At 69.3% G+C, this 18,650-nt stretch carries 24 protein-coding genes and 1 pseudogene; 16 read left to right on the top strand and 9 right to left on the bottom strand.

Annotation, left to right across the window (positions count from 1 at the left end):
• Positions 1 to 164: 164 nt before the first annotated feature.
• Positions 165 to 1,370 (bottom strand): helix-turn-helix domain-containing protein, encoded by a 1,206-nt coding sequence (locus IE136_RS32345; RefSeq protein WP_189602115.1) that lies wholly within the window; start codon positions 1,368 to 1,370, stop codon positions 165 to 167.
• A gap of 188 nt (positions 1,371 to 1,558) precedes the next feature.
• On the bottom strand, positions 1,559 to 1,789 hold the full coding sequence (locus tag IE136_RS32340) for a hypothetical protein (RefSeq protein WP_189602114.1): 231 nt from the start codon (positions 1,787 to 1,789) through the stop codon (positions 1,559 to 1,561).
• Between the two features lie 234 nt (positions 1,790 to 2,023).
• Between IE136_RS32340 and IE136_RS32335 the strand changes: the two genes are divergently transcribed.
• The 9 genes from IE136_RS32335 (at position 2,024) to IE136_RS32295 (ending at position 6,104) form a co-directional block, all read left to right on the top strand.
• Positions 2,024 to 2,305, top strand: a complete 282-nt coding sequence (locus IE136_RS32335; protein WP_189602113.1) for a hypothetical protein — start codon at positions 2,024 to 2,026, stop codon at positions 2,303 to 2,305.
• Positions 2,305 to 2,484 carry a hypothetical protein gene (locus tag IE136_RS32330; protein WP_189602112.1) on the top strand — a complete coding sequence of 60 codons (180 nt, stop codon included), beginning with the start codon at positions 2,305 to 2,307 and terminating at the stop codon, positions 2,482 to 2,484. Before IE136_RS32335 ends, IE136_RS32330 begins: the two co-directional genes overlap by 1 nt.
• Complete coding sequence (locus tag IE136_RS32325; RefSeq protein ID WP_189602111.1) at positions 2,484 to 2,903, top strand: hypothetical protein; 420 nt, start codon at positions 2,484 to 2,486, stop codon at positions 2,901 to 2,903. Before IE136_RS32330 ends, IE136_RS32325 begins: the two co-directional genes overlap by 1 nt.
• 140 nt (positions 2,904 to 3,043) lie before the next feature.
• A complete protein-coding gene (locus IE136_RS32320; RefSeq protein ID WP_189602110.1) occupies positions 3,044 to 3,829 on the top strand; it encodes a hypothetical protein in 786 nt (261 codons plus the stop codon).
• Positions 3,826 to 4,023, top strand: a complete 198-nt coding sequence (locus IE136_RS32315) for a hypothetical protein (RefSeq protein WP_189602109.1) — start codon at positions 3,826 to 3,828, stop codon at positions 4,021 to 4,023. The genes IE136_RS32320 and IE136_RS32315 overlap by 4 nt, the downstream gene beginning before the upstream one ends.
• Before the next feature lie 88 nt (positions 4,024 to 4,111).
• Positions 4,112 to 4,747: a hypothetical protein gene (locus tag IE136_RS32310; RefSeq protein ID WP_189602108.1), complete on the top strand. Its 636-nt coding sequence runs from the start codon at positions 4,112 to 4,114 to the stop codon at positions 4,745 to 4,747.
• Complete coding sequence (locus tag IE136_RS32305; protein WP_189602107.1) at positions 4,747 to 5,217, top strand: hypothetical protein; 471 nt, start codon at positions 4,747 to 4,749, stop codon at positions 5,215 to 5,217. The genes IE136_RS32310 and IE136_RS32305 overlap by 1 nt, the downstream gene beginning before the upstream one ends.
• Complete coding sequence (locus IE136_RS32300; protein WP_189602106.1) at positions 5,214 to 5,591, top strand: hypothetical protein; 378 nt, start codon at positions 5,214 to 5,216, stop codon at positions 5,589 to 5,591. The genes IE136_RS32305 and IE136_RS32300 overlap by 4 nt, the downstream gene beginning before the upstream one ends.
• A gap of 201 nt (positions 5,592 to 5,792) precedes the next feature.
• Positions 5,793 to 6,104: a ribosomal protein L7/L12 gene (locus IE136_RS32295; protein ID WP_189602105.1), complete on the top strand. Its 312-nt coding sequence runs from the start codon at positions 5,793 to 5,795 to the stop codon at positions 6,102 to 6,104.
• Between the two features lie 32 nt (positions 6,105 to 6,136).
• On the opposite strand, the gene IE136_RS32290 is transcribed toward IE136_RS32295, so the two are convergent.
• Entirely contained in the window at positions 6,137 to 7,528 is a 1,392-nt protein-coding gene (locus tag IE136_RS32290) for an IS4 family transposase (RefSeq protein ID WP_189602104.1), read from the bottom strand.
• Positions 7,529 to 7,714: 186 nt separating this feature from the next.
• On the opposite strand from IE136_RS32290, the gene IE136_RS32285 reads away from it, so the two are divergent.
• Complete coding sequence (locus IE136_RS32285) at positions 7,715 to 8,170, top strand: hypothetical protein (protein WP_189602103.1); 456 nt, start codon at positions 7,715 to 7,717, stop codon at positions 8,168 to 8,170.
• Between the two features lie 1,175 nt (positions 8,171 to 9,345).
• Here the strand turns inward: IE136_RS32285 and IE136_RS32280 are convergent.
• From IE136_RS32280 to IE136_RS32270, 3 genes and pseudogenes are all read right to left on the bottom strand, one after another.
• The gene (locus tag IE136_RS32280; protein ID WP_189602102.1) at positions 9,346 to 9,624 is read right to left on the bottom strand and encodes a hypothetical protein; all 279 of its coding nucleotides are present in this window, start codon (positions 9,622 to 9,624) and stop codon (positions 9,346 to 9,348) included.
• Between the two features lie 360 nt (positions 9,625 to 9,984).
• Positions 9,985 to 10,506: a lamin tail domain-containing protein gene (locus tag IE136_RS32275; RefSeq protein ID WP_229819386.1), complete on the bottom strand. Its 522-nt coding sequence runs from the start codon at positions 10,504 to 10,506 to the stop codon at positions 9,985 to 9,987.
• Positions 10,507 to 10,722: 216 nt separating this feature from the next.
• A pseudogene (locus IE136_RS32270) lies at positions 10,723 to 10,818 on the bottom strand (IS5/IS1182 family transposase); the annotation flags it as partial.
• Between the two features lie 699 nt (positions 10,819 to 11,517).
• Between IE136_RS32270 and ku the strand changes: the two are divergent.
• Positions 11,518 to 12,384: a non-homologous end joining protein Ku gene (ku, locus tag IE136_RS32265; protein WP_444545725.1), complete on the top strand. Its 867-nt coding sequence runs from the start codon at positions 11,518 to 11,520 to the stop codon at positions 12,382 to 12,384.
• 71 nt (positions 12,385 to 12,455) lie between these two features.
• Positions 12,456 to 12,641, top strand: a complete 186-nt coding sequence (locus IE136_RS32260; RefSeq protein ID WP_189602099.1) for a hypothetical protein — start codon at positions 12,456 to 12,458, stop codon at positions 12,639 to 12,641.
• A 21-nt stretch (positions 12,642 to 12,662) separates the two neighbouring features.
• Here IE136_RS32260 and IE136_RS32255 read toward each other — a convergent pair whose 3' ends face one another.
• Together IE136_RS32255 and IE136_RS32250 are read right to left on the bottom strand one after the other, a co-directional pair.
• The gene (locus IE136_RS32255) at positions 12,663 to 13,001 is read right to left on the bottom strand and encodes a DUF6233 domain-containing protein (RefSeq protein WP_189602098.1); all 339 of its coding nucleotides are present in this window, start codon (positions 12,999 to 13,001) and stop codon (positions 12,663 to 12,665) included.
• Entirely contained in the window at positions 13,001 to 13,183 is a 183-nt protein-coding gene (locus tag IE136_RS32250) for a hypothetical protein (protein ID WP_189602097.1), read from the bottom strand. Before IE136_RS32250 ends, IE136_RS32255 begins: the two co-directional genes overlap by 1 nt.
• Positions 13,184 to 13,301: 118 nt before the next feature.
• Between IE136_RS32250 and IE136_RS32245 the strand changes: the two genes are divergently transcribed.
• Positions 13,302 to 13,541, top strand: a complete 240-nt coding sequence (locus tag IE136_RS32245; protein WP_189602096.1) for a DUF8825 domain-containing protein — start codon at positions 13,302 to 13,304, stop codon at positions 13,539 to 13,541.
• Entirely contained in the window at positions 13,538 to 14,536 is a 999-nt protein-coding gene (locus IE136_RS32240) for a DNA polymerase Y family protein (RefSeq protein WP_189602095.1), read from the top strand. Before IE136_RS32245 ends, IE136_RS32240 begins: the two co-directional genes overlap by 4 nt.
• A gap of 271 nt (positions 14,537 to 14,807) precedes the next feature.
• Here the strand turns inward: IE136_RS32240 and IE136_RS32235 are convergent, their stop codons facing one another.
• Positions 14,808 to 15,389, bottom strand: a complete 582-nt coding sequence (locus IE136_RS32235) for a hypothetical protein (RefSeq protein ID WP_189602094.1) — start codon at positions 15,387 to 15,389, stop codon at positions 14,808 to 14,810.
• A 1,648-nt stretch (positions 15,390 to 17,037) separates the two neighbouring features.
• Between IE136_RS32235 and IE136_RS32230 the strand changes: the two genes are divergently transcribed.
• Complete coding sequence (locus tag IE136_RS32230; protein WP_189602093.1) at positions 17,038 to 17,247, top strand: DUF6207 family protein; 210 nt, start codon at positions 17,038 to 17,040, stop codon at positions 17,245 to 17,247.
• Between the two features lie 133 nt (positions 17,248 to 17,380).
• Positions 17,381 to 17,896 (top strand): lamin tail domain-containing protein, encoded by a 516-nt coding sequence (locus tag IE136_RS32225; RefSeq protein WP_189602092.1) that lies wholly within the window; start codon positions 17,381 to 17,383, stop codon positions 17,894 to 17,896.
• Positions 17,897 to 18,650: the final 754 nt, after the last annotated feature.

Below are 18,650 nucleotides of genomic sequence, written 5' to 3'. Positions count from 1 at the left end.
CCGGAAAAGGCATAGCATCATGCCGAACGCTTCTAGCGAGGTGGTTCACGTAGCCGCGTGTCTTCGCAGGTCAGCGGCTATAAGGGCGGTCGGCCGGGTGATGACCGGTCGGCCGTCATGCGTTTCTGGCAGGGCTACGGGCCCATCGCTCTACTTCCTTTCCGTCACGCCGCGAGGGCGTTGATCGCTTCCACCGTTTCGACAGCTGTACGATTTCCGGCATACCGGGGCGCGCTCAGCATTCCGGCCAGTCGATCAGCGCGCTTCACAATCCAAGAGATCTGTTCCTCCAGGGGCAACGACAGCACCGGCCGGATCGCATCGGCCGCGCCTTCCACGTCGTCGAGCTGCACGCGCGCCGTCGCGAGGTAGATGTGCGCCAGGCGTTCATCATCCAGCGACCGCTCCTCCTCCGGCCCGGACTGCCACAGCGCGATCGCCGCCGATGCTTCCCGCACCGCCCGCTCCGCGTCGTGCCCGCCGTCCAGCCAGATCAGAGACGAGCCGGCGTAGTACGACTGCTTGGCCCGGCTGAACCCGAAGAGACCCTCGAGGGAGTCATCCCTACGGATCCGCTCCCGCGCGAGCTCGGCGCCGTCGAGTGCGTCGTTCGCGGCCCGGGAATCGCCCAGGTTCGCCAAGCACTGAGCCTCGCCGCAGCGCAGCCGCGCCTCGCCCGTCCCGTGCCCGCCACCGACCCACTGGTAGCCGTCCCGGACGTACTCCAGCGCCTTGCCGTAGTCCCCCTGGAACCGCGAGATCAGCGACTTCGTGCCCGCGACCCAAGCGGCGAGCTCGGAGTCGCCCGCGAACTCGGCACACCGACCGGCAGCGACCGCGTGCGCGTGCGCCTCGACCGCGTCGCCGAGGTCGAGCAGCGCGTATGCCAGAACCCCGGACAACCTGCCTGCGGCCACGTACAGATCCGCCCGATCGCCCGGCCGGAAGTGCCCCGAGCGCAGGCGCTCGAAGGCCTCACCACGCAGGGCATGAGCGCGGTCCATCATCGGCGCCGGCGGATTGGCCAGGTAGTCGACCGCGGTCGACTCCACACCCTCCTGCAGCTCCGAGATGTCCAGCTCGGCGAGCGCGGTCAGGTCGTTCGACATGGCCAGCGCGGCAGCACGAACCCTGTGAACGGCAGCCGCTTCGCGCCGCGCCGCGTCTTCCTCCCGCCACTTCGCCACCAGCCGGCCGTTCGTACCCAGAGCCTCATCGGCTCTCTCGGCAACCTCGAACGGAGTCGGCCTGCGGCCGGACTCGAAGGAGTGCAGGGACGTGCGGTCGTAGTGGACATGCTGCGCGAGAGCGGCCAGCGACCAGCCAGCCTCCATGCGCAGCTTGCGGAGCAGCTCCGGGAAGGTCGTCATGCGGCGAGTGTTCCTCCTCTCGTGTCTCGTCGGGAGTGCGTCGTGCGGCTTATGTCAGTGATGCCGGGAGCTGGGCTGTTGTCAGATCCGGCCATGGCCAGATGACAACAACGGCTTCCTCGGCGCCAGGAGTTGGCGGTGGTGCCATGGGCTCGTAACCGATCACGACCCCTGGAGCGGCCGCCGTGTCACTCGTCTTCGTTCGGCGCCCGACGCCGGCTGTCTCGGTTCGCGGCCTTCGCTGCGTGCGCCACGAAGTAGCTTTTCGCGGTTCTCCAGTCCAAGACCTTGGCGCGCCCGATCTGCTGCACGGGCGGGAAGTTCTCGTCCTTCTTGTGCAGCTGCGAGATGCGTTGGTGGCTCATGGTCGGGGCGATGCCTTCGTCCACCACGCGCTGCGCGGCCTCACGGAAGGTCACCAAGTCCGGTCCTCCCTCCTCCTCAGTGATGGCGTGCCCCCTCATCTTGGCGTGCTGGGTTGCCATATGGCAAGTCATGTCCTAGTGTCGTTATCGGCACAACAGAACGGCCCCAATCCAGCAATCGCCGGACCAGGGCCGTGTGTCCGACTCGGTGCTCGTAACACCGCGAAGGACGAGAACCCGCCCACCTGCGCATACAGGAGGCCGATCCATATGGATCGTAACCGCCACATGGCTACTCGCACACTCGCCCTCCCCGTCAATCCCTCCGACGCCTTCGCCGACGCGATGCGCCGTATGAAGCGTGACGATGAGTTCGTCACCCGGCCGGCGCGCCGGACGCTCGCCGAGATGGCCCCCGGCTACCAGCGGCAGCCGCTGCTCCGCCTCGTCCCGGCGAAGGCCACGAACAACGAGCGCTGCCTGTTCTGCGACGGCTGGCTGTGCGACGGCGTGAGCTGTCAGCGGTTCGCCCCGACCGCCGTCCGCACCGCGCTGAAGGAGGTGGCGTGATGGTGGCCCGCTCCGAGTACGACGAGATGGACCCGCTCCTCATCGCCGAGATCGAGGACCTGTTCTCCCGCCTCGACCCGCTGGACCTCCTCGACGACGTCCTCGCCTCCGAGGTCCCCGGCCGCGCGGCCGCCGCGTTCGAGCAGCTGGTCACCGGCGACTGGGACGGCGAGGAGTGATGGACAACTACCCCTCCACCCACATCCCCGGGTTCGCCGCGCCGATCCCGTCCCGCACCGCAGAGTTTCCGCCGCTCGACGAGGACCTCATCGAGCACCTGGACTCCATCCCCACCGTGCACCCCGGGGTCGCGATGATCGCCGACGGGCTGCGGCTCCTCGCCGTCGACAAGCTCACCGCCGACCAGACCCAGACCATCATCACCACCCTGTCCGGTGCCGACGCCAACGTCCTCGCCGCGATCGGCCTCGTCGTGCAACGCCTCACCAACCCCGACACCAACCCGGCCCTCGACGCGCTCACCCCGCAGACCGCGAAGGACGTTCAGCAGCTCGGCGAACAGTTCGCGTACGACCTGGCCGTCCTCCACCCCGGCGACCGGCTGAACGAAGCCGCCGCCCGCATCGTCGGCATCTGATCCACCCTCCCCGCGGGGTCCGGCCCGAAGCCGACAACGGGGCCGGACCCCCACGCCCTCTCGCCTCGAAGGAGCCCACCGCGGCCGAAGATGTCAAGAAAACCCTGACGCGGGCAGGGGTCAGGTCTAACCTGACGCTCATGGATGAGACGAACGAACCCGACGAGCGGGCCCGGCCCCCGGCCCTCACCCCGGTCGACGAGGCGATGCTCGCCCGCGTGCAGACGCTCATGGAGCTGACCGAGGCTGCGTTGCGCGACGTCGACGCTCCCTACCCGATCGACGACCCCGGCGGTCTGCTCCGCGACGCGCTCTTTGTGCAGAGCATCGCCGACCGACTGGTGGACTGGGCGGTCATCGTCGAGCGCGAGCGCGGCTCCAGCTGGAGCGCCCTCGGCAACGCGGCCGGGATCTCCAAGCAGTCCGCCCACGAGCGGTGGAACACCAAGGTCGGGGCCTGGGTGATGATGGGCCGCCAGCGCAACGGCTTCGGCCGCGGCCCGGCCGACCCGGCCGAGCACGCCCGCCGTCTCGACGAGTGGCTGGCAGGCCTTACCGGCGAGGCCCCCGGCGGCATCAGCAGCCTGCTGCCCTCCCTGCGCGACGAGGCCGCCCGCCAGGAGGCCAACGACCGCCGAGCCGAGGTGAAGCGCCTTGAGCAGCGGTCCGAGGAACTGCGCGTGGAGTGCGAGGCCGCGTACACCGCGGTGATGGAGGCGGCCGGCACGGATGCCGCCGAGGAGAAGCGTGCGGTCTGGGCCGCGAAGCATTTCGCTCGCGCCGAGGCCTTCGAGCAGCTCGCCGCCATCGAGGAGCCCGCCGCCGCCGAACGCCGTCGCCGCGCGGCGGAACACCGCGCCGTCGCCGAGGGCATCCTCCGGGGCCGCGCCACGGGGGACCTGACCAGCAGGGAGACCGTCCGATGACCGAGCCCGTACAGGTCCACCCCGACCAGGGAGCATTGTTCCCGCAGCCCAAGCCCCCGATCGTCATCGACTACGCCCGCGCCGACGGCGGCCCGCTAACCGACGAGGACTTCGACCGGCTCCAGGAGCTCGCCCGCACCGCCTCCACCCTCCCCGTCCCGTCGTCCGGGAAGGTCACCATCCGATGCCGCTGAACGTGCCACTTCTCCTCGTATCGGGAGAGCCGAACCGCCACTCCCAGGGGGATGCAGTCCCCACCGACGCCACGACGGAGGCTGCCCGATGAGCAGTTCCGACGCCCTCGCCGCCCACCTGGAGTGGCATCCCTTCGCCCACCGGCCGGACTGCGCCAAGCCTGTCTGGGAGGTCGACCACCAGGTCGTGTCCGACAAGCTGCGCACCCGCCGGGGCGGCCCGGAGCACACGTGCCCCAACGAGGAGTGCGGCCACCACGACCGCCATGACCGGATCACCGTGCGCCTGCTGTGCCGGGCCTGCGACACGGTCCACCTGATCAGCGGCGAGGAGCACACCACCCGGACGACCACCACGGCGCGCATCGGGTACGGGCAGCCCCCTAAGAGGGTGGCCGGGCTGTGGCTCTACCCCGGCCCGCCGCTGCTCGACCTGCGGGATCACACCACGCCCGGGGCCTACCTCTGCTCCCGGGAGAAGGTCGACCGGCTGTCGGAGGAGGACATTGTGGGCTCGGTCACCGAGGGCCGGGGTAAGCGAGGCGCCACGGTCTGGCACGCGGCCATCGGTCCTGAGTTCCACCCGCCCGCCCGTGGTCTCTCGGGCTACGCGATCTGGGCGAAGAACAGCGGCGAGAAGCCCTTCACCAGCGTCACCGCAGCAGCGAAGTGGGTGGCGGCCGAGCTGGACGCCGCCGCCAACGACACCAAGGAGAACAGCTGATGACCGACTTCGAGCAGTGGAAGGCTCTCCAGATCCGTCGACCCGGCGATGTGCCTCCGGCCACCCCGCTGAGCTGGCAGGCGGACAGGGCCTCGGAGCACGCCATGCGTGTCTGGGACACCAGTCTCCCGACGGACTTCCCGCACCCTGTCGAGCGGGGTACCGCGCAGGACGCGGTGGCGGAGCTCGCGTTGCGGGAGTCGATCCGTCGGGACGTCGAGAACGGCCGGGGCACCCGCCTGCACACCGCCCTGGAGCTGGGCGCCACCTGGGCCGAGGTCGCGGCCGCGCTCGACATCAGCTCCGACGATGCCCGCGCGCTGCTGCGGCAGTGGGCTGACGGGCAGCACCACCTGTACGTGAGCTACCAGGAGCAGGGCAGGGAGCCGATCGGATTCACCCCGGCCCAGCACGCGGCCGTCATCGCCCTGACCGAGCGCAGCGACGACGAGCGGCGGACGGCACCGTGAGCATCGCTCCACGCACCTGGGGCGTCTGGGAGCCGATCGCCGAGGACACCTCCCCCCGGGACAGCATCTACGCCCGCCCGCTGGAGTGGTGGCCCTCCGGCCGCGCCGCCGAGGCCTCTCTCCGAGCCCGCAGCCCGCGCAAGCCCGGCACCACCAACATCGACCCCGAGCGCCGAGCGGACGGCCTGACCAAGACCGACGCCCAGTTCTACGGGAACGAGCAGTCCGCCATCTTCCTGTACGAGGTCGAGGGCGAGCCCGGAGCCAACCCGCGCCCCGCCGGCACGCCGTACGCGGTGCTGGAGTTCGGCCCGCGCGGGGGCATCCGTCGCCGCGACCTCACCCCGCCCGACAACGCGGAGCCCCGGGCCTAGGACAGAGAACACCGCCCGCACCCGGACACCAGGCCCCGGTGCCGTCCGGCGCGAATGGCAGGCACCACCAACGACCTGACCGCGCCGGGCGGTGCCGGGGGGAGCGGGGGTCCGGGGGCCGGCGAAGGCCAATGCAGTTGCTTTACTACCTGAATAGCTTGGGGTAGCCGGGGAGGGCGTGTGGAAGAGCCAGGTTTCCGTGTGCTGCTGACAGAGGCAGGTGACCGGAAGGTGGAGGCGGTCCGTGCGATCCGGACGATCACCGGTCTCAGCCTCTGGAACAGCAAACTCCTACTCGACAGCGCGCCGGTAACGGTCACGGAACCCAACTGGCTCGAAGTCGCAGACGAGGCGGCCGAGGTCCTTGAGCGCGCGGGCGCCCGCGCGACGGTGGTGTGCGACTGGTGCGACCGCACCGTCACGCGGGGGGCTGGCCCCATCGACCCGGCCCCCTGCAAGGGGCCATGGCCTGCCGAGGCCTGCCGGGCAAGTTGCCCACCGGCCGCGCTTTGAGGATCGGCCAGTTCAGGCGGCCTGGTGAGTGTCTAGGGCGGTGACGGGTTCGGGGACGGCTTGAGCACGGGTCTCCCCGCCCGCCGGTTGGTCTTGGCCTTCTTGGTCTGGTTGAGGACCCAGCGGCCCGGCTCGACCGTTCCCCGTTTGGCGCGGGTCCGCAGCACGGGCCACCGGTTGGGCTTCTTGATCGCCCGTGGGCAGTTCCGGTTCCTGCGGGCTGGGAGCAAACGGCTGCGTGCCTCTTGACCAGCCTCGGCGAGGGAGCGGGTGAGCCTGGCCGTCGTAGCTCCGAGCTGGGACGGAACGCTTCGGCGGATGATGCGGACGCACTTGAGGTAGGAAACCCGGTCTGCGTCGACGGCAGGGCCGGCGAGGGCTGCGGCGAGGGCGAACCGGCGGATCGCGTGGTGCACGGCGAGGTAGGCCCACAGTTCCTGCCGGACACCCCCCGGCGTGCGGGAGCGGATCGGGCCGCCGGGGCCGAGGTGGTTCTTGATCTCGTCGAAGGCGAGCTCGATCTCCCAGCGTTCCCGGTAGAGCGCGATCAACTCGGCCGCTGGGTGCTGCTCGGGGTCCAGCAGTGTCGTGCCGAGGAAGGCGACCTTGTCGTCCTTTGTGAAGGTGATGACGCGGTAGGTCGTCTGTTTGGGCAGGGTCCGGCCTTCCCGCCGTGCCCTGAGCCAGACCTCCTTGCCCGGGCGCGCCATCGACAAGTACGAACCGTCGGGAAGTTCCTCCTGGAGGGTGCCGAGGTGGTTGGACTGGAGCCTGACCAGCAGGTCCGCGCCGGTCACGGTGAAGGTGTGGGCGAACTCGACCGACCAGAAGCCGCGGTCGGCGATGACCAGGTCCCCGTGGCCGGTGGAGCCGGCGAGCTGGTAGGCGAGGCTCCGTTCGCCGTCGCGGTAGCCGCCCAGGCGGGCATCGAGTACTCCGTGTGTCCCGATCTCGGCGAGGACCACCGCCCTCACCTGGGGGAAGCCGAAGGGGAGGCCGCCTGTGGTGGAAGGGCCGTCGAAGGTGTCGCCGTTGCTTACCGAGTCGGGAAGGTCGAACTGGGTGCCGTCCAGAGCGAGCAGCCGTAGCCCTCGCCACCATGCCCCGGGCGTGTCCGGAGTGGCGAGCGGACCGGCCACCTCCCTGAACAGGGTCTCCAGCACCTCCTCGCCGAGCCGCGACCGCGCTCGACATAAGGACGACCGGTTCACCCTGGCGAGGGTCCGGCTGCCTGGTATGCCGTTGGTCAGCACGCGCAGTACCTCCTCGTACGACTCCCTGGCGAACAGGCACAGGGCCAGGACGAAGTAGACGACCAGCCGCGCCGGTAGGAGGCGGCGCCGCTGCTCAGCTCGGCCGTGCTTGGCTATCGCCGCGTCGACCAGTTCGGCGGTGAACACCTTCGTCAGGATCCCGATTCGCACCCGCTGCCCCGCTCCCCACCCCGTCACACCCGGAGCAACACCTCCCACACCTTAAAAGCAACTGCATTGGCCGGCGAAGGCCCCCGGGACCACCGGCCCCCGCCACCGATCCGCCCCCACCGAGCAGAACGCCGCCCCGCAACGGGCAGCCCCGGACACCGATTCGCAGACCACGGAGGCACACCGATGACGGACACCACGACGACGGCAGAGGCGATCGTCCCCGAGCAGGCCGCACCGCCCGAGGAGAAGACGTGGCCGGAGGCCTTGGGCGCCAGGCGGCTGGCTGACATGCTCGCCGAGGTCACCGGCGAGCTGGTCCGCGCGCTGGACATCGAAGTGCTCGTCGAGCAGAAGGCCTTGACCCAGGTCGACGAGTACAAGGGCTGGCCCATGTACTCCACGGAGGCCGCGCGGGAGGTCGACGTCGATTTGCTGCGCACGATCATCGCCGAGCGGGAGGCGTGGTTCGAGGCGAGTCTGCCCCGGGATGCGGCCGCCGAGCGGATCGGCTGGCACTGGAGCGACCTCGCCCGTATGGGCCGCGAGGGCCGCATCACCACCGGGCGCGCGGCCCATGACGCAATGGTGGCGACAGTGGACCACTCGTACCCGGGCGAGAGCGTCAGCCCGGACACCTGAGGGCAGGCATGGTGACGAAGGGTCACCGCTCTCGTATGGAACCCTGCGATGCCCGATCATGTCCCGATGGACATGGACATCTCTCTCCTGACGACGGGCATCACGGTCCTCACCACAGTGATGGTGCTGTACCTCGGTTCCTTTGAGACCGCGCGACGTGCTCGCCACGCGGAGGCTCGGAAGGACGCGGCCGCGGACCGGGCTGCTCTCGAGGCTCAAGCCGATGAACTGGTTGCGGCTGTGCTCGCGCTGCGGATAGCCGGGGACACTCACGATCACGTCTGGGGAGGGTGGGCAGCGCGCGGCAGGGTCGCCCTCCGCGCTCTCACGCACGGGGCCGTCGCTTACGGGCAACAGTCGGGCCGGACGGGCGGGCCCGCAGTCTTCGCTGCGGCCGGTGAGGCTGCCCGGACCGTGTACAGCTGGGACCACGAGAGCGGGGTCTCCGCAGCTGCTCTTGCTGCGCCTCTCGCACGGCTGGGGACTGCCGTTGCGCCGCTGCTCCGGAATGAGGCTCTCGGCCCTGCTACCACTGACCTCTATGAGGCCGCGGTCAAGCACTCCGGGGACGACGAGCGCACGGCGACGGCGATGCGCGCCTTCCATGAGGCACTGCGCTCCGCTCTCGAGCCTCCCGTACCTCCGCGCCGCAGACGGCGGTTCCTGCGCCGCAGCGCGGAACAGGAGGCACTGCCGCGCGGCTGACCGAGAAACCCGTACAGCGGGGCGCCTGCCATACGGGCCCGGTTGCGCCGGGCAGAGGGGCAGGGGGGGCGGCTCCCCGGGGCGTGTCGGCGTACGGGGCTTCACGCTCGGGCCCTCCTTTCCGGGGAACGGCTTCGGCGTCCCCCTGGTGTGCACGTTCATCGGGGCTCTGCCCCCTCGTTCGCCGTGCCTGGAGCCGGGCGCGGGATGTACGGGCCCGCCGGGTACTCTCGGTCACCCGGCTTGTGGAACGCGCGCAGCGCGTCGTACTCCGCCCGCAACGGGTCCTCGGGCAGCCCGCCCGGCACGACCCTCCCATGCACCCCTGAACCCTGCTGTCAGTACCGGATGCGACCCTGGACGGATGCCCGGCGACGCCCATCACCTCGAAGCCGATGCCGCCGCCGGGCACACGCCAGGCGGGGAGGGCCGGCGCAGCGCACGCGTCGGCCCTCGACCTGCATCAAGCGCTATCCGGCGGCTCCGTGGAGGTCCAGCACATCGGCGTCAGCGGAGATGAGGGTGCCGTCGTGCTGCTCGTAGTGGGACAGGGCGAGGCCGAGGCCGAAGAATGTGGGCGCCCACTCGCCGATGAACAACCCCCACCTGTCAGCGCGGGCCAGGCCAGTACCGGGCTCCATTTTCAGCGACCCGGCCCACATGGCGACGGTGAGGCCGATGGAGGCGAGGGCAGCGGTGTAGGCGTGTTCGCTGCGTATGCCCATGTCGTGCAACTTCTTGATGATCATGATGTCTCCGATCAGCTGACTAGCCCCCCAGCCGTTCCATCCACCGTGGCACGAGAAATGCCGGGCCGCCGCTGGTGGAAAGTGCAGCCGGGCGTAGGTCAGGCGCCCCCGAGCATCCAGTCAGCGTCCGCCCCGGGCAGCACACGGGGCGGGCGCCCTGCATATGCCTGCGTTATTCCTGCACGACCCTGTTGCGGGTGGGGTGTTTGGTGGCAGGGTGAGCGGTACGTGGTCCTCCGCATTCGCGACTCCCCCCGGAGAAGGACCGCTCTGGCCCCGCCTGACGCCGACAGGTGGGGCCGCGCCCCCTCCCGGCTCCCCACGGGAGGGTATGGGCGCGCGCCCCGGCAGCGGTGGGTGTCAGCAGTTGTACGTCGTGCCGTCGGCGGCTGTGTTCCAGTTACAGGTGCTGATGCTGCCGGTGGCCGTGTTGTCGTCCGGGCTGCCGGGCTTCTTCAGCCGCAGGTCGGGGTTCTTCGCGGTGCTGGTGTTGAGCAGGACGTGGCGGGCGTAGCCGCGGTAGATGTGGTGTGCGCCGCTGCTGTCGCGGTAGTGGCGGCCGCTGCCGGTGTGCACGAAGGCCCTGGCTCCGGCCGGCAGGTAGTAGGACGGCAGCGCACGCCCGTAGGTGTTGGTCGTGATGTCGGGGACGTAGCCGCTGGTGTTGACGGTCCTGGTGGTGACGTTCTTGATGACGAAGTACTCGCCGTTGAGGTTCAGCTGGGTGCCGTCACGGGTGTCGGCGCCAGCGGCGTTCGGCCGCACCTGGGTGATCATCAGCGCGCCGGTGGTGGAGGCGGCCTGGCTCGGCGTGGCCAGGGCCGCGAGCGCGAGGGCGAGTGCGGTGGAAGCGAGTGCGGCAGTGCGTACGGTGAGGTTCACCAAACGCCTTTCTGTCAGTGAAGGAACCGGGGGGTGGCGCGACGGGGGCGATCTTCGCACCGGAAGAGTGCCGAAGGTGCGGAAACCGGCGAGTAGGACCAAAAAGGTGCGCATGGAGCGGTACGTGTGGCGCCTGGCCTTCTAGTCCGCGAGTACGGCGGATGTCGGCATACACGCACTCGGACCCCGACTCATCCGGCGCCAATGGTCGTGCACCGCCTCCGCGGCCAAGTGGACCTTGGCGCTCAGCCCGCCGCGTGAGCGTCCCAGCGCATGATCGGCGGGCTCGCCAGAACGGGGCACCCCTTTTTGCGTGCTCCAGCGCCGTGACTTGGCTGGTTTTTCCGGTCCCTTGACGTGCTGCGCGTTCCTACTCTCATGAAGTCATTAACGTGTACACGACAGGACCGAAATGGGGGATTCGTGAGATTCCGATCGCTAGTCGCTGCTATCGCAGCGATGCTGGGTATCGCCTCTCTCACTGCTACTTCGGCAAGCGCGAGTAGCACGGAGGCCAGCGCAGTCACTTGCAGCGGCTGGCCGGTTGCCAGCATGGTCTCGTTCGACAGGACGAAGCAGGGCCAGTACTCGTACATCCGTACTGGGCCCTACGGACAGTGTGACGTCGTGGCGCGCCTGGGGCCCGGCTCGTTCGTCGATGTGGCTTGCTACGTCACGAATGACTATGGCAACACGTGGTCGTACGCGCACATCAATGACGGCACCCGCCGCTACTGGGGATACATCTACGACGCCAGTCTTGAGGGGGGCGGCGCTGGCGCTCGCTGCTGATTCGGCGGGAGCACAGGGCGGGTACCGACGAACGGCCCCGGCGGGACCTGCCCTGTGCGGGTGCGGTCGGGGCCCGCCTGTCTGGCTGCGGAACGCGTGCGATCACCAGATCCGTCTGCATAGCCTGAGGTCAGAACCCCAGGGGGGCTCCTGGAGGTACTGATGCCCGGTCGACCTATCTGGAGCGGAGCCATCAGTTTTGGGCTGGTCACGATCCCCGTGAAGCTCGAGCCCGCGACCGAATCCCACGGCATCAGCTTCAACCAGATCCACCTCGCCGACGGCGGCCGGATCCGCTACCGCAAGGTGTGCGAGATCGACGGCAAGGAACTCTCCCAGGACGACATCGGCAAGGGCTACGAAGTCTCCAAGGACAACGTCATCCCCATCACGGATGACGAGCTGGCCCAGATGCCGCTGCCAACCGCGAAAGCCATCGACATCGTCGCGTTCGTCGACCGCGAGAGCATCGACCCGATCCAGCTCGGCGAGGGCAACTACTACCTCACCGCCGACAACCCCGTGTCAGCCAAGCCCTACGTCCTGCTGCAGAAAGCACTCGAGCGCACGGACAAGGTAGCCATCGCCAAGTTCGCCCTGCGAGGCCGCGAACGCCTGGGCATGCTCCGAGTCAAGGGCGACGCCCTGCTCCTCAACGCCATGCACTGGCCGGACGAGATCCGGTCCTCCGAACCCCTCACCCCCGGCGAGAGCGACATCAGCGAGCAGGAGATCGAAGGCGCCCTCGCACTCATGGACACAATGAGCGTCGAGCACCTCGACGACCTGGAACTCACCGACCACTACCGCGACGCGCTCGCCGAGATCCTCGAAGCCAAAGCCGAGGACCGCGAGCCCCGGCCGGTCGAGGCCGAGGAGGCGCCGACCGGCCGCGTCGTCGACCTCATGTCCGCGCTCGAGGAATCCGTCGCCAAGGCCAAGGCCTCCCGGGAAGCCACCGGCACCGACGCCACCGTCCACGAGATGCCGAAACCCAAGAAGGCCGCGGCCAAGAAGACGCCCGAGAAGAAGACGGCCGCCAAGAAGACCACTGCGAAGAAGACCGCCCGGAAACGGGCGTCCTAGGTCCCAGCGGTGGGGGGCGCACCGGACGCCGCGGTCGTGTCCTGGCGGACCGGTCGCCCGTTGAGCCTGGCGTGGAGACTGCTGCGCCGGTGACCGGCGACTACCCGACCGAGCCCCGCCTGCCGCTGCTCACCGCCACCGAGGCACGGGAAGCGGTCAGCTACCTGAACCTGCTGGAGACGCTCGACCTCACACCCCGAGGGCGGGCAGCCGGCCAGCTCGCCGCGGACCTCGCTCGCCGTATCCCCTCGGAGTAGCCGCGCTTCGGCCGCGACGGCTCAGTCGAGGATGCCGAGGTCGGAGTCGGGACGGCAGATCTCGCACGCTCGTATGCCGCCGGCTGTGAGGGCGTGGCGGGCTTCGTCGCGGCTGATCGGCTTGGTGTGGGTGCCGGCCATACGGCAGTCGCCGATGTGAATGCTGTCCACCACCGGGCGGCCGCCCACACGCAGGTACGACAAGACCCACCCCGGCCCCTCGGCCAGGACCCGTACCGGCCGTAGTGCTGCCTCGCGCGTCTCGACCTCGGCGATCCGCTGCCGCACCCGGTCCAGGGACACCGCGAGCCACGTCTCCAGCGTCCGGAGGCGGGGCAGGTCGGGCGGCAGCTCGGACATCAGGACACCGGACGCTTGGGGTTCTGCAGCTTGACCACCTCGGTCTGATGGGTCTGGCACAGCGGTGAGCCGCCCACTCCGTAGCGATGGCAAGGAGCCAGGCAGCGGGCGCAGCGGCCGAGGAGGTGCGGCGGGCACATGTTGGCGGGCAGATTCCGCGGCACGGGGTCGGGGGTGGTCATGGCGCCTCTTCCTCGGGGTCAGGTCGGGCGGTCGGCGCCGGGGACGGTAGAACCTCGCGTTCTGCCTGGTCCGGGGCACGGCTTGCACAGGTATTCGAACACGTGCGCTAATCAAAGTATGAGGCACCACCCCTTCCCTGACGACCTCGTCACCGCCCAGCGATCCTGGGCCGCGACCTACGAGGAGCTCGCCCGTACCGGCACCGCCCGCACGACCGCACTGCGCCGGAGGCTCCTGCGACTGTCAGGCCGGGTGTACTTCCACCCCTACTGGGACCAGCCGCGCCCGACGGCAGGACGTCCGGAGCTCGCGGAGCTGGCCCGCGCCGAAGACGAGCAGGCGGGGAGCGCGGCATGAGCACGGCACCGACGCACACCCTGTGGCACATCCGCTGCCGACTGGACACCTCCCCGGAGGACCACCGGAACGTCCTGGACCTCCTCGCCGGCTTCACACCCCTCGTCCAACCACTCCCACCGCTCGCCGCCCTCGCCCAGGTCAAGGGCTCCCTCAGGCTGTTCGGCGTAGACGCCGGGGAGCTCGCCCACCGGTTCCGCGTCCAGGCCCTCGTGCAGGCCGGCGTCGACACCCACATCGGCGTGGCCGACACCTGGGCCACCGCCGCGACCGCCTCCGCCCGAGTCGGCCACTCCGGGGTGCTGCACCTGTCCGACCACCGCGCCGTCGAACGCTTCCTCGGCCCCCTACCGGTCCAGGCCCTGCACGGCATCGGCCCCGCCCAAGCCGCCCAGCTCGAGGCCTACGGACTCCACACCATCGCCGCGCTCGCCGCCATGGACGAGACCGTCGTCTGCCGGATCCTCGGCGGCAAAGCAGGCCGGACCCTCCGCAACCGCGCCCGCGGCATCGACCCCCGCGCCGTCGCCGTCCACCGCATGCCCGAGTCCACCAGCGCGAGCTTCGCCTTCGACCGCGACATGTACGACCCCGTCCTCGTCCGCGCCGCGCTCCTCGACCTGGCCGTCACCCTCGCCGACAGGATCCGCAGCCGCGACCAGATCGCCCGCGGCCTCACCCTCACGGTCCGGCTCGCAGGAGGGGCCACCGCACAGCGCACCAAACGCCTGCCCACGCCCTCCGCCCACACCGACGACCTGCGCACCGGCACCCTCCGGCTCCTGGACGCCATGGCCTTCCAGCGCGCCCGGATCCGCCGCCTCACCCTCACCGCCGAAGACCTCCGACCAGCCGACGCAGGACCCGGCACCCAGCTCTCCCTCGACCAAGCCCGAGAGAACCGGCTCCGCCTCGAACCCGTCGTCGACCGCATCAACGCCAAGTACGGCCGCCGCCTCGCAGGGCCTGCCGGCGCCTACCGAAAGGCGAGCTGAGCGTAGCGGCGCATGGGGTCGAGTTCGGTAGAGGGGGTGGTCATGCTGCTCCTTCAAGGGTGGGATCGGTCCAGGTGTCAGGTCCGCTGATGGTGGTGACCCAGCGGCCGCGGTACCGGCGCGGCCAGATGTGAGCACATGACGGCACCCCTGACTGACGGCCCTGTTCTCGTGTAGCTACGGCGAACGGACATGTAGCGCGACGCTAGGTAGACCAGGCGCGCGCGGCCGCCGAGGTGCACCACGCCGTGCCGTTCAACCTGGGTGCGGTTCAGCGGACTTTGAGGATGAGTTGACCCGCTTTTTTCGCCTCCTTCAGGATGCCCTGCGTCCATACGTCGTCGTAGAAGCTCGCGTAGTCTCTCAGCGTCTGCCGCCAGCCTCCTTCGCTCAGCTTAGGGAGTGGTTTCTTGCCCTTGAGCTGATCGATGCGGGCATACGTCGATTCGCATTGGGGAAGCGACTTCATCTTCGTGAGAACGTTCGGGAATCCGGTGTTGCCCGGCTCCTGCTCCGCCCATGTTTCCTTTGTGGCGATCGCGCATCCGACGATGGAGTTTGTTAGATCGCTGCGGACAAGGGGGTTCTTGACGACGTCTTCTGCGGCCTGTGTGGCAAGGCTCTCCGCGACCTTGGCTATCTGATTGACCTGAGCGTCGGCAACGTCGACGTTGTACGTGTACCGATTGTCGGCTGGGGAGTAACTCGCGGTTTCACCCGGCAGGATCACCACGGAGCCGGTAGTATCCGCCTCTTCCACGGCGCTGGCGGTGGTATGGCGGATCCAACCGGATGGATAGTCGGCGAGCCTAAGTGGTTCCGAGATCTGGCCGTTGCCCCTCAGCAGGAGCACCCTGCCGTTCCTTACGTCTGCGTCCCGCTGGTGGGAGATGTTGGTTAGCGAGGCGCAGTTCCGCTCTGCGTTGTATTCCAGTGCGTAGATACCCTCGAAACCTGGCGCCGGCGACATCGGTTGCCCCGAGGGGCACGTGATCGTCCCCGGATCCTTCCCCTGGAGGGGTGCGGCAGCGGCGGGAGCCGAGACCAGGCTGAGCAAAAGGGCCGTCGCCACAGCTACTGTGCTTCGTGGGCTGCGTCCGCTGGGCATAATCGCCTCCTCCCCTCGCCCTTTAACCGGACACCTCCATAGTCTCTCCGGCTGATTCGGGGCGAAAATCGGCGCGATGTCGCCACCGCGGATCCGACGGGTCGATCAGGTCGCACCAGCGGGGAACGAGAATCAGGACGGCACACAGCGCAACATGTCCGTTCGCCGTAGCTACACGAGAGCAGCGCCCTGACGGTATGCGACGCGACCCCGCGCACAGGAGCCGGCCGTGAGACCACAGGCGACCATCTGTGGTGAGAGCGATGGAGCGGCCGCAGACACCGCACCGACCGCGCCGGCAGGTCACCGGCGGACCGTCCTGCGAGGGGCGCCATGCCCTCGGCGGAGGGTGCGCTCGAGCTGGCGGCTATCAGCATCATCACGACCGCGATGAGGGCCGTGGCCCAGATCGGGGTCTCCCATGAGATGCAGCCGATACCGCCGGCGAGGACGAGGAGGGTGTTGACGACGGGACCGCAGGACTTGGCGAACACAGGCCTCCCAGGAACGGGATGTGACGGTGGGTTACGGACCTGGTGGTTCTACTGGCGGGTACGGGTCTCAGGCCCGGCGCGGAGGAGACCCGCATCCGGAGCTGCTCACGCTGCGTGCAATTCGGCTTGTACCAGCACCATCGGCGGCTTGATCACTCGGGCGCCGATGGCCAACGCCACCGCGTGCGCCTGGTCGCGGGCGCCCAGTCGGCGCCGGACTTCCCGTACCTGCTCCGCCACCCAGTGCTCCGAGCGCCCATCCGACGTCCGATCTCCCCGTTCGTGCGCCCTTCCGCGATCAGGTCCAGCACTTGAACGAGAGCGCAGGGGATTTCCACGGCCGGAGGGGGGCGAACAGGCCCAGCTCGTACGTGAGCCGGACCGCGTGCGCGATGTTCCGGGTGCCGAGCCGGGCAATTGTCTGGGAGGCCAGGGCACGGCTCCTGCTTTCGGTAGGGGTATCAGGCACCCTCCATGTGACCCGTACCCGCACGGGGGGCGGATCGTTCTTCACGATGGAGCGGACCGCACCGCTTCCTCCAATGCGGTTCTCTCACCGCCAACTTGAGAGGGCCGCGCTCGGCCTCGCCAGCCCGCCTACCGTGCTGGCGAGGCCGTGCTGCAGTACTGGCGCCTGGCGCCCGCCGGATCGCCGACCCCCTCCACGCCCGGCCGCTTCCGCGCCGGTCCGGCCCTCCAGGCTGCAGGCCCCCGACGAGAGAGGGGCAGCAGCTCCAGAGGTCCCGTCAATGTCATCGGACCGCAAGCAGCCCTCCCTGCCTGCGACCCGACGGCACCGACGCGACCGGCGAGCGGCAGCACTCCTACGGCGATCACTCGTCCGGGCGATCGTGTCACCGCTGGCGAACCGCAGGCCGCGCTGTGTCGTCGCAAAGAGCATGCACATCGAGCAGCAGCACATCGGCGAACCGGGCCTGGTGGTCTTGGACCTCACCACCGCCGACGAGGCCACCATCGTCACGGTGATGGGCGGCCTGCAGCAGCTTTGGGCTACCTCCGGCATCACCCCGGTCTGCCGTACGCCGGGGGAGGCCGGGGTCACGGCGCGGGTGTACGCCGACATCCGGCGCCCCGGCACCGCGTATTAGCAGGGCCGGTCGTAAGGCTCCGTCAGCAGCTCGCGACCCATTCCTCCTGGTTTCCACATCTCCGGCACTCTCCGGGTGCGAAGATCGCACCAGTCCGACGCCGCCCCCACTTTCTACTGCCGAAGGGTCTTTGGTGAGCCGTACCGTACGCACCGCCGCATTCGCTTCCGCCGCACTCGCGCTCGTGGCCCTGGCCACGCCGAGCCAGGCCGCCTCCACCACCGGCGCACTCATGCTCACGCACGTGCGGCCCAACGCCGCCGGCGCCGACACCCGCGACGGCACACAGCTGAATCTCAACGGCGAGTACTTCGTCATCAAGAACGTCACCACCAGGACCATCAACACCAGCGGCTACGTCCCCGACATCACCACCAACACCTACGGGCGCGCACTGCCCTCCTACTACCTTCCGGCCGGAGCGAAGGCCTACGTGCACACCGGCAGCGGCCGCCACTACCGCGACAGCGCCGGCGCGCACCACATCTACCGCGGCTACGCCCGCCACGTCCTGCTCAACACCAGCACCGCCAAGAACCCCGACCTCCGGCTGAAGAAGCCCGGCAGCCCAGACGACAACACCGCCACCGGCAGCATCACCACCTGCAACTGGAACACCGCCGCCGACGGCACCACCTACGCCTGCTGACACGGGGATCATCCGAGTAGTCGCCTGTCACCGGCTCATCAGTCCCCGCACCCGGATCGACAACCGACGGTTCGGCCAGGACACGAAACGGAGTGACCGGCCCGCACCCACCACCGGTGCGGGCCGGTCTCCACCCCATCGGGCCCCTGCGGAGGGGGAAGGCCGCAGGCCCCTGGTTGAGCAGCCCCATGCGCTCCCCGCCCACCTGCCCCCGAACCCGGCCACCATGCCCACCCAATTCACCTGGAAAAACCAGGCATGGAGTGCGATGCCGGGGGCAGACGCGCGTCAGCGCCGTGCACGGACACTCCCCCCGAGTCGTGGACGGCGGCGATAGACGGTGGCGGCTGGTGTGCCGCCTGCGGCCCCCCATTCGCAGGCGGCACCACCCTTTGTGACAGCGGTCAGGCGACTCCGGATTGGCGTGCGGCGCCGATCAATGAAAACCGTCCCCGAAGGGCTGTGGGGCGGATTCGAACTGACCGCCAGGGCCAGCACAGGGACGGCAGACTTCCACCCCCATCAAGCAACGGCCGGGCGCTGGCGGGCGAGGTAGGCCTCGAGCAGTTCCTCCCAAGGGGTGCACTCCTCGACGTTCACCTCCTGCGAAGGGTGTCTACACACCCACCCCAGGCGGTGTGCTTATGTCAGAGGTACGGGCTGTATCGCGGACGGTGGCCACAGGATCGGGAACGGCACTGGCCGGAGCCGCAAGGACTCCGAGGAGTGCGGCTCCGAGAGAGACAGCGACCAG

It is taken from the genome of Streptomyces lateritius, from assembly GCF_014649715.1.
In the GTDB taxonomy this organism is placed as follows: domain Bacteria; phylum Actinomycetota; class Actinomycetes; order Streptomycetales; family Streptomycetaceae; genus Streptomyces; species Streptomyces lateritius.
The sequence above is the reverse complement of the archived record's forward strand: the minus strand, read 5'-3'. Positions and strand labels throughout refer to the sequence as shown.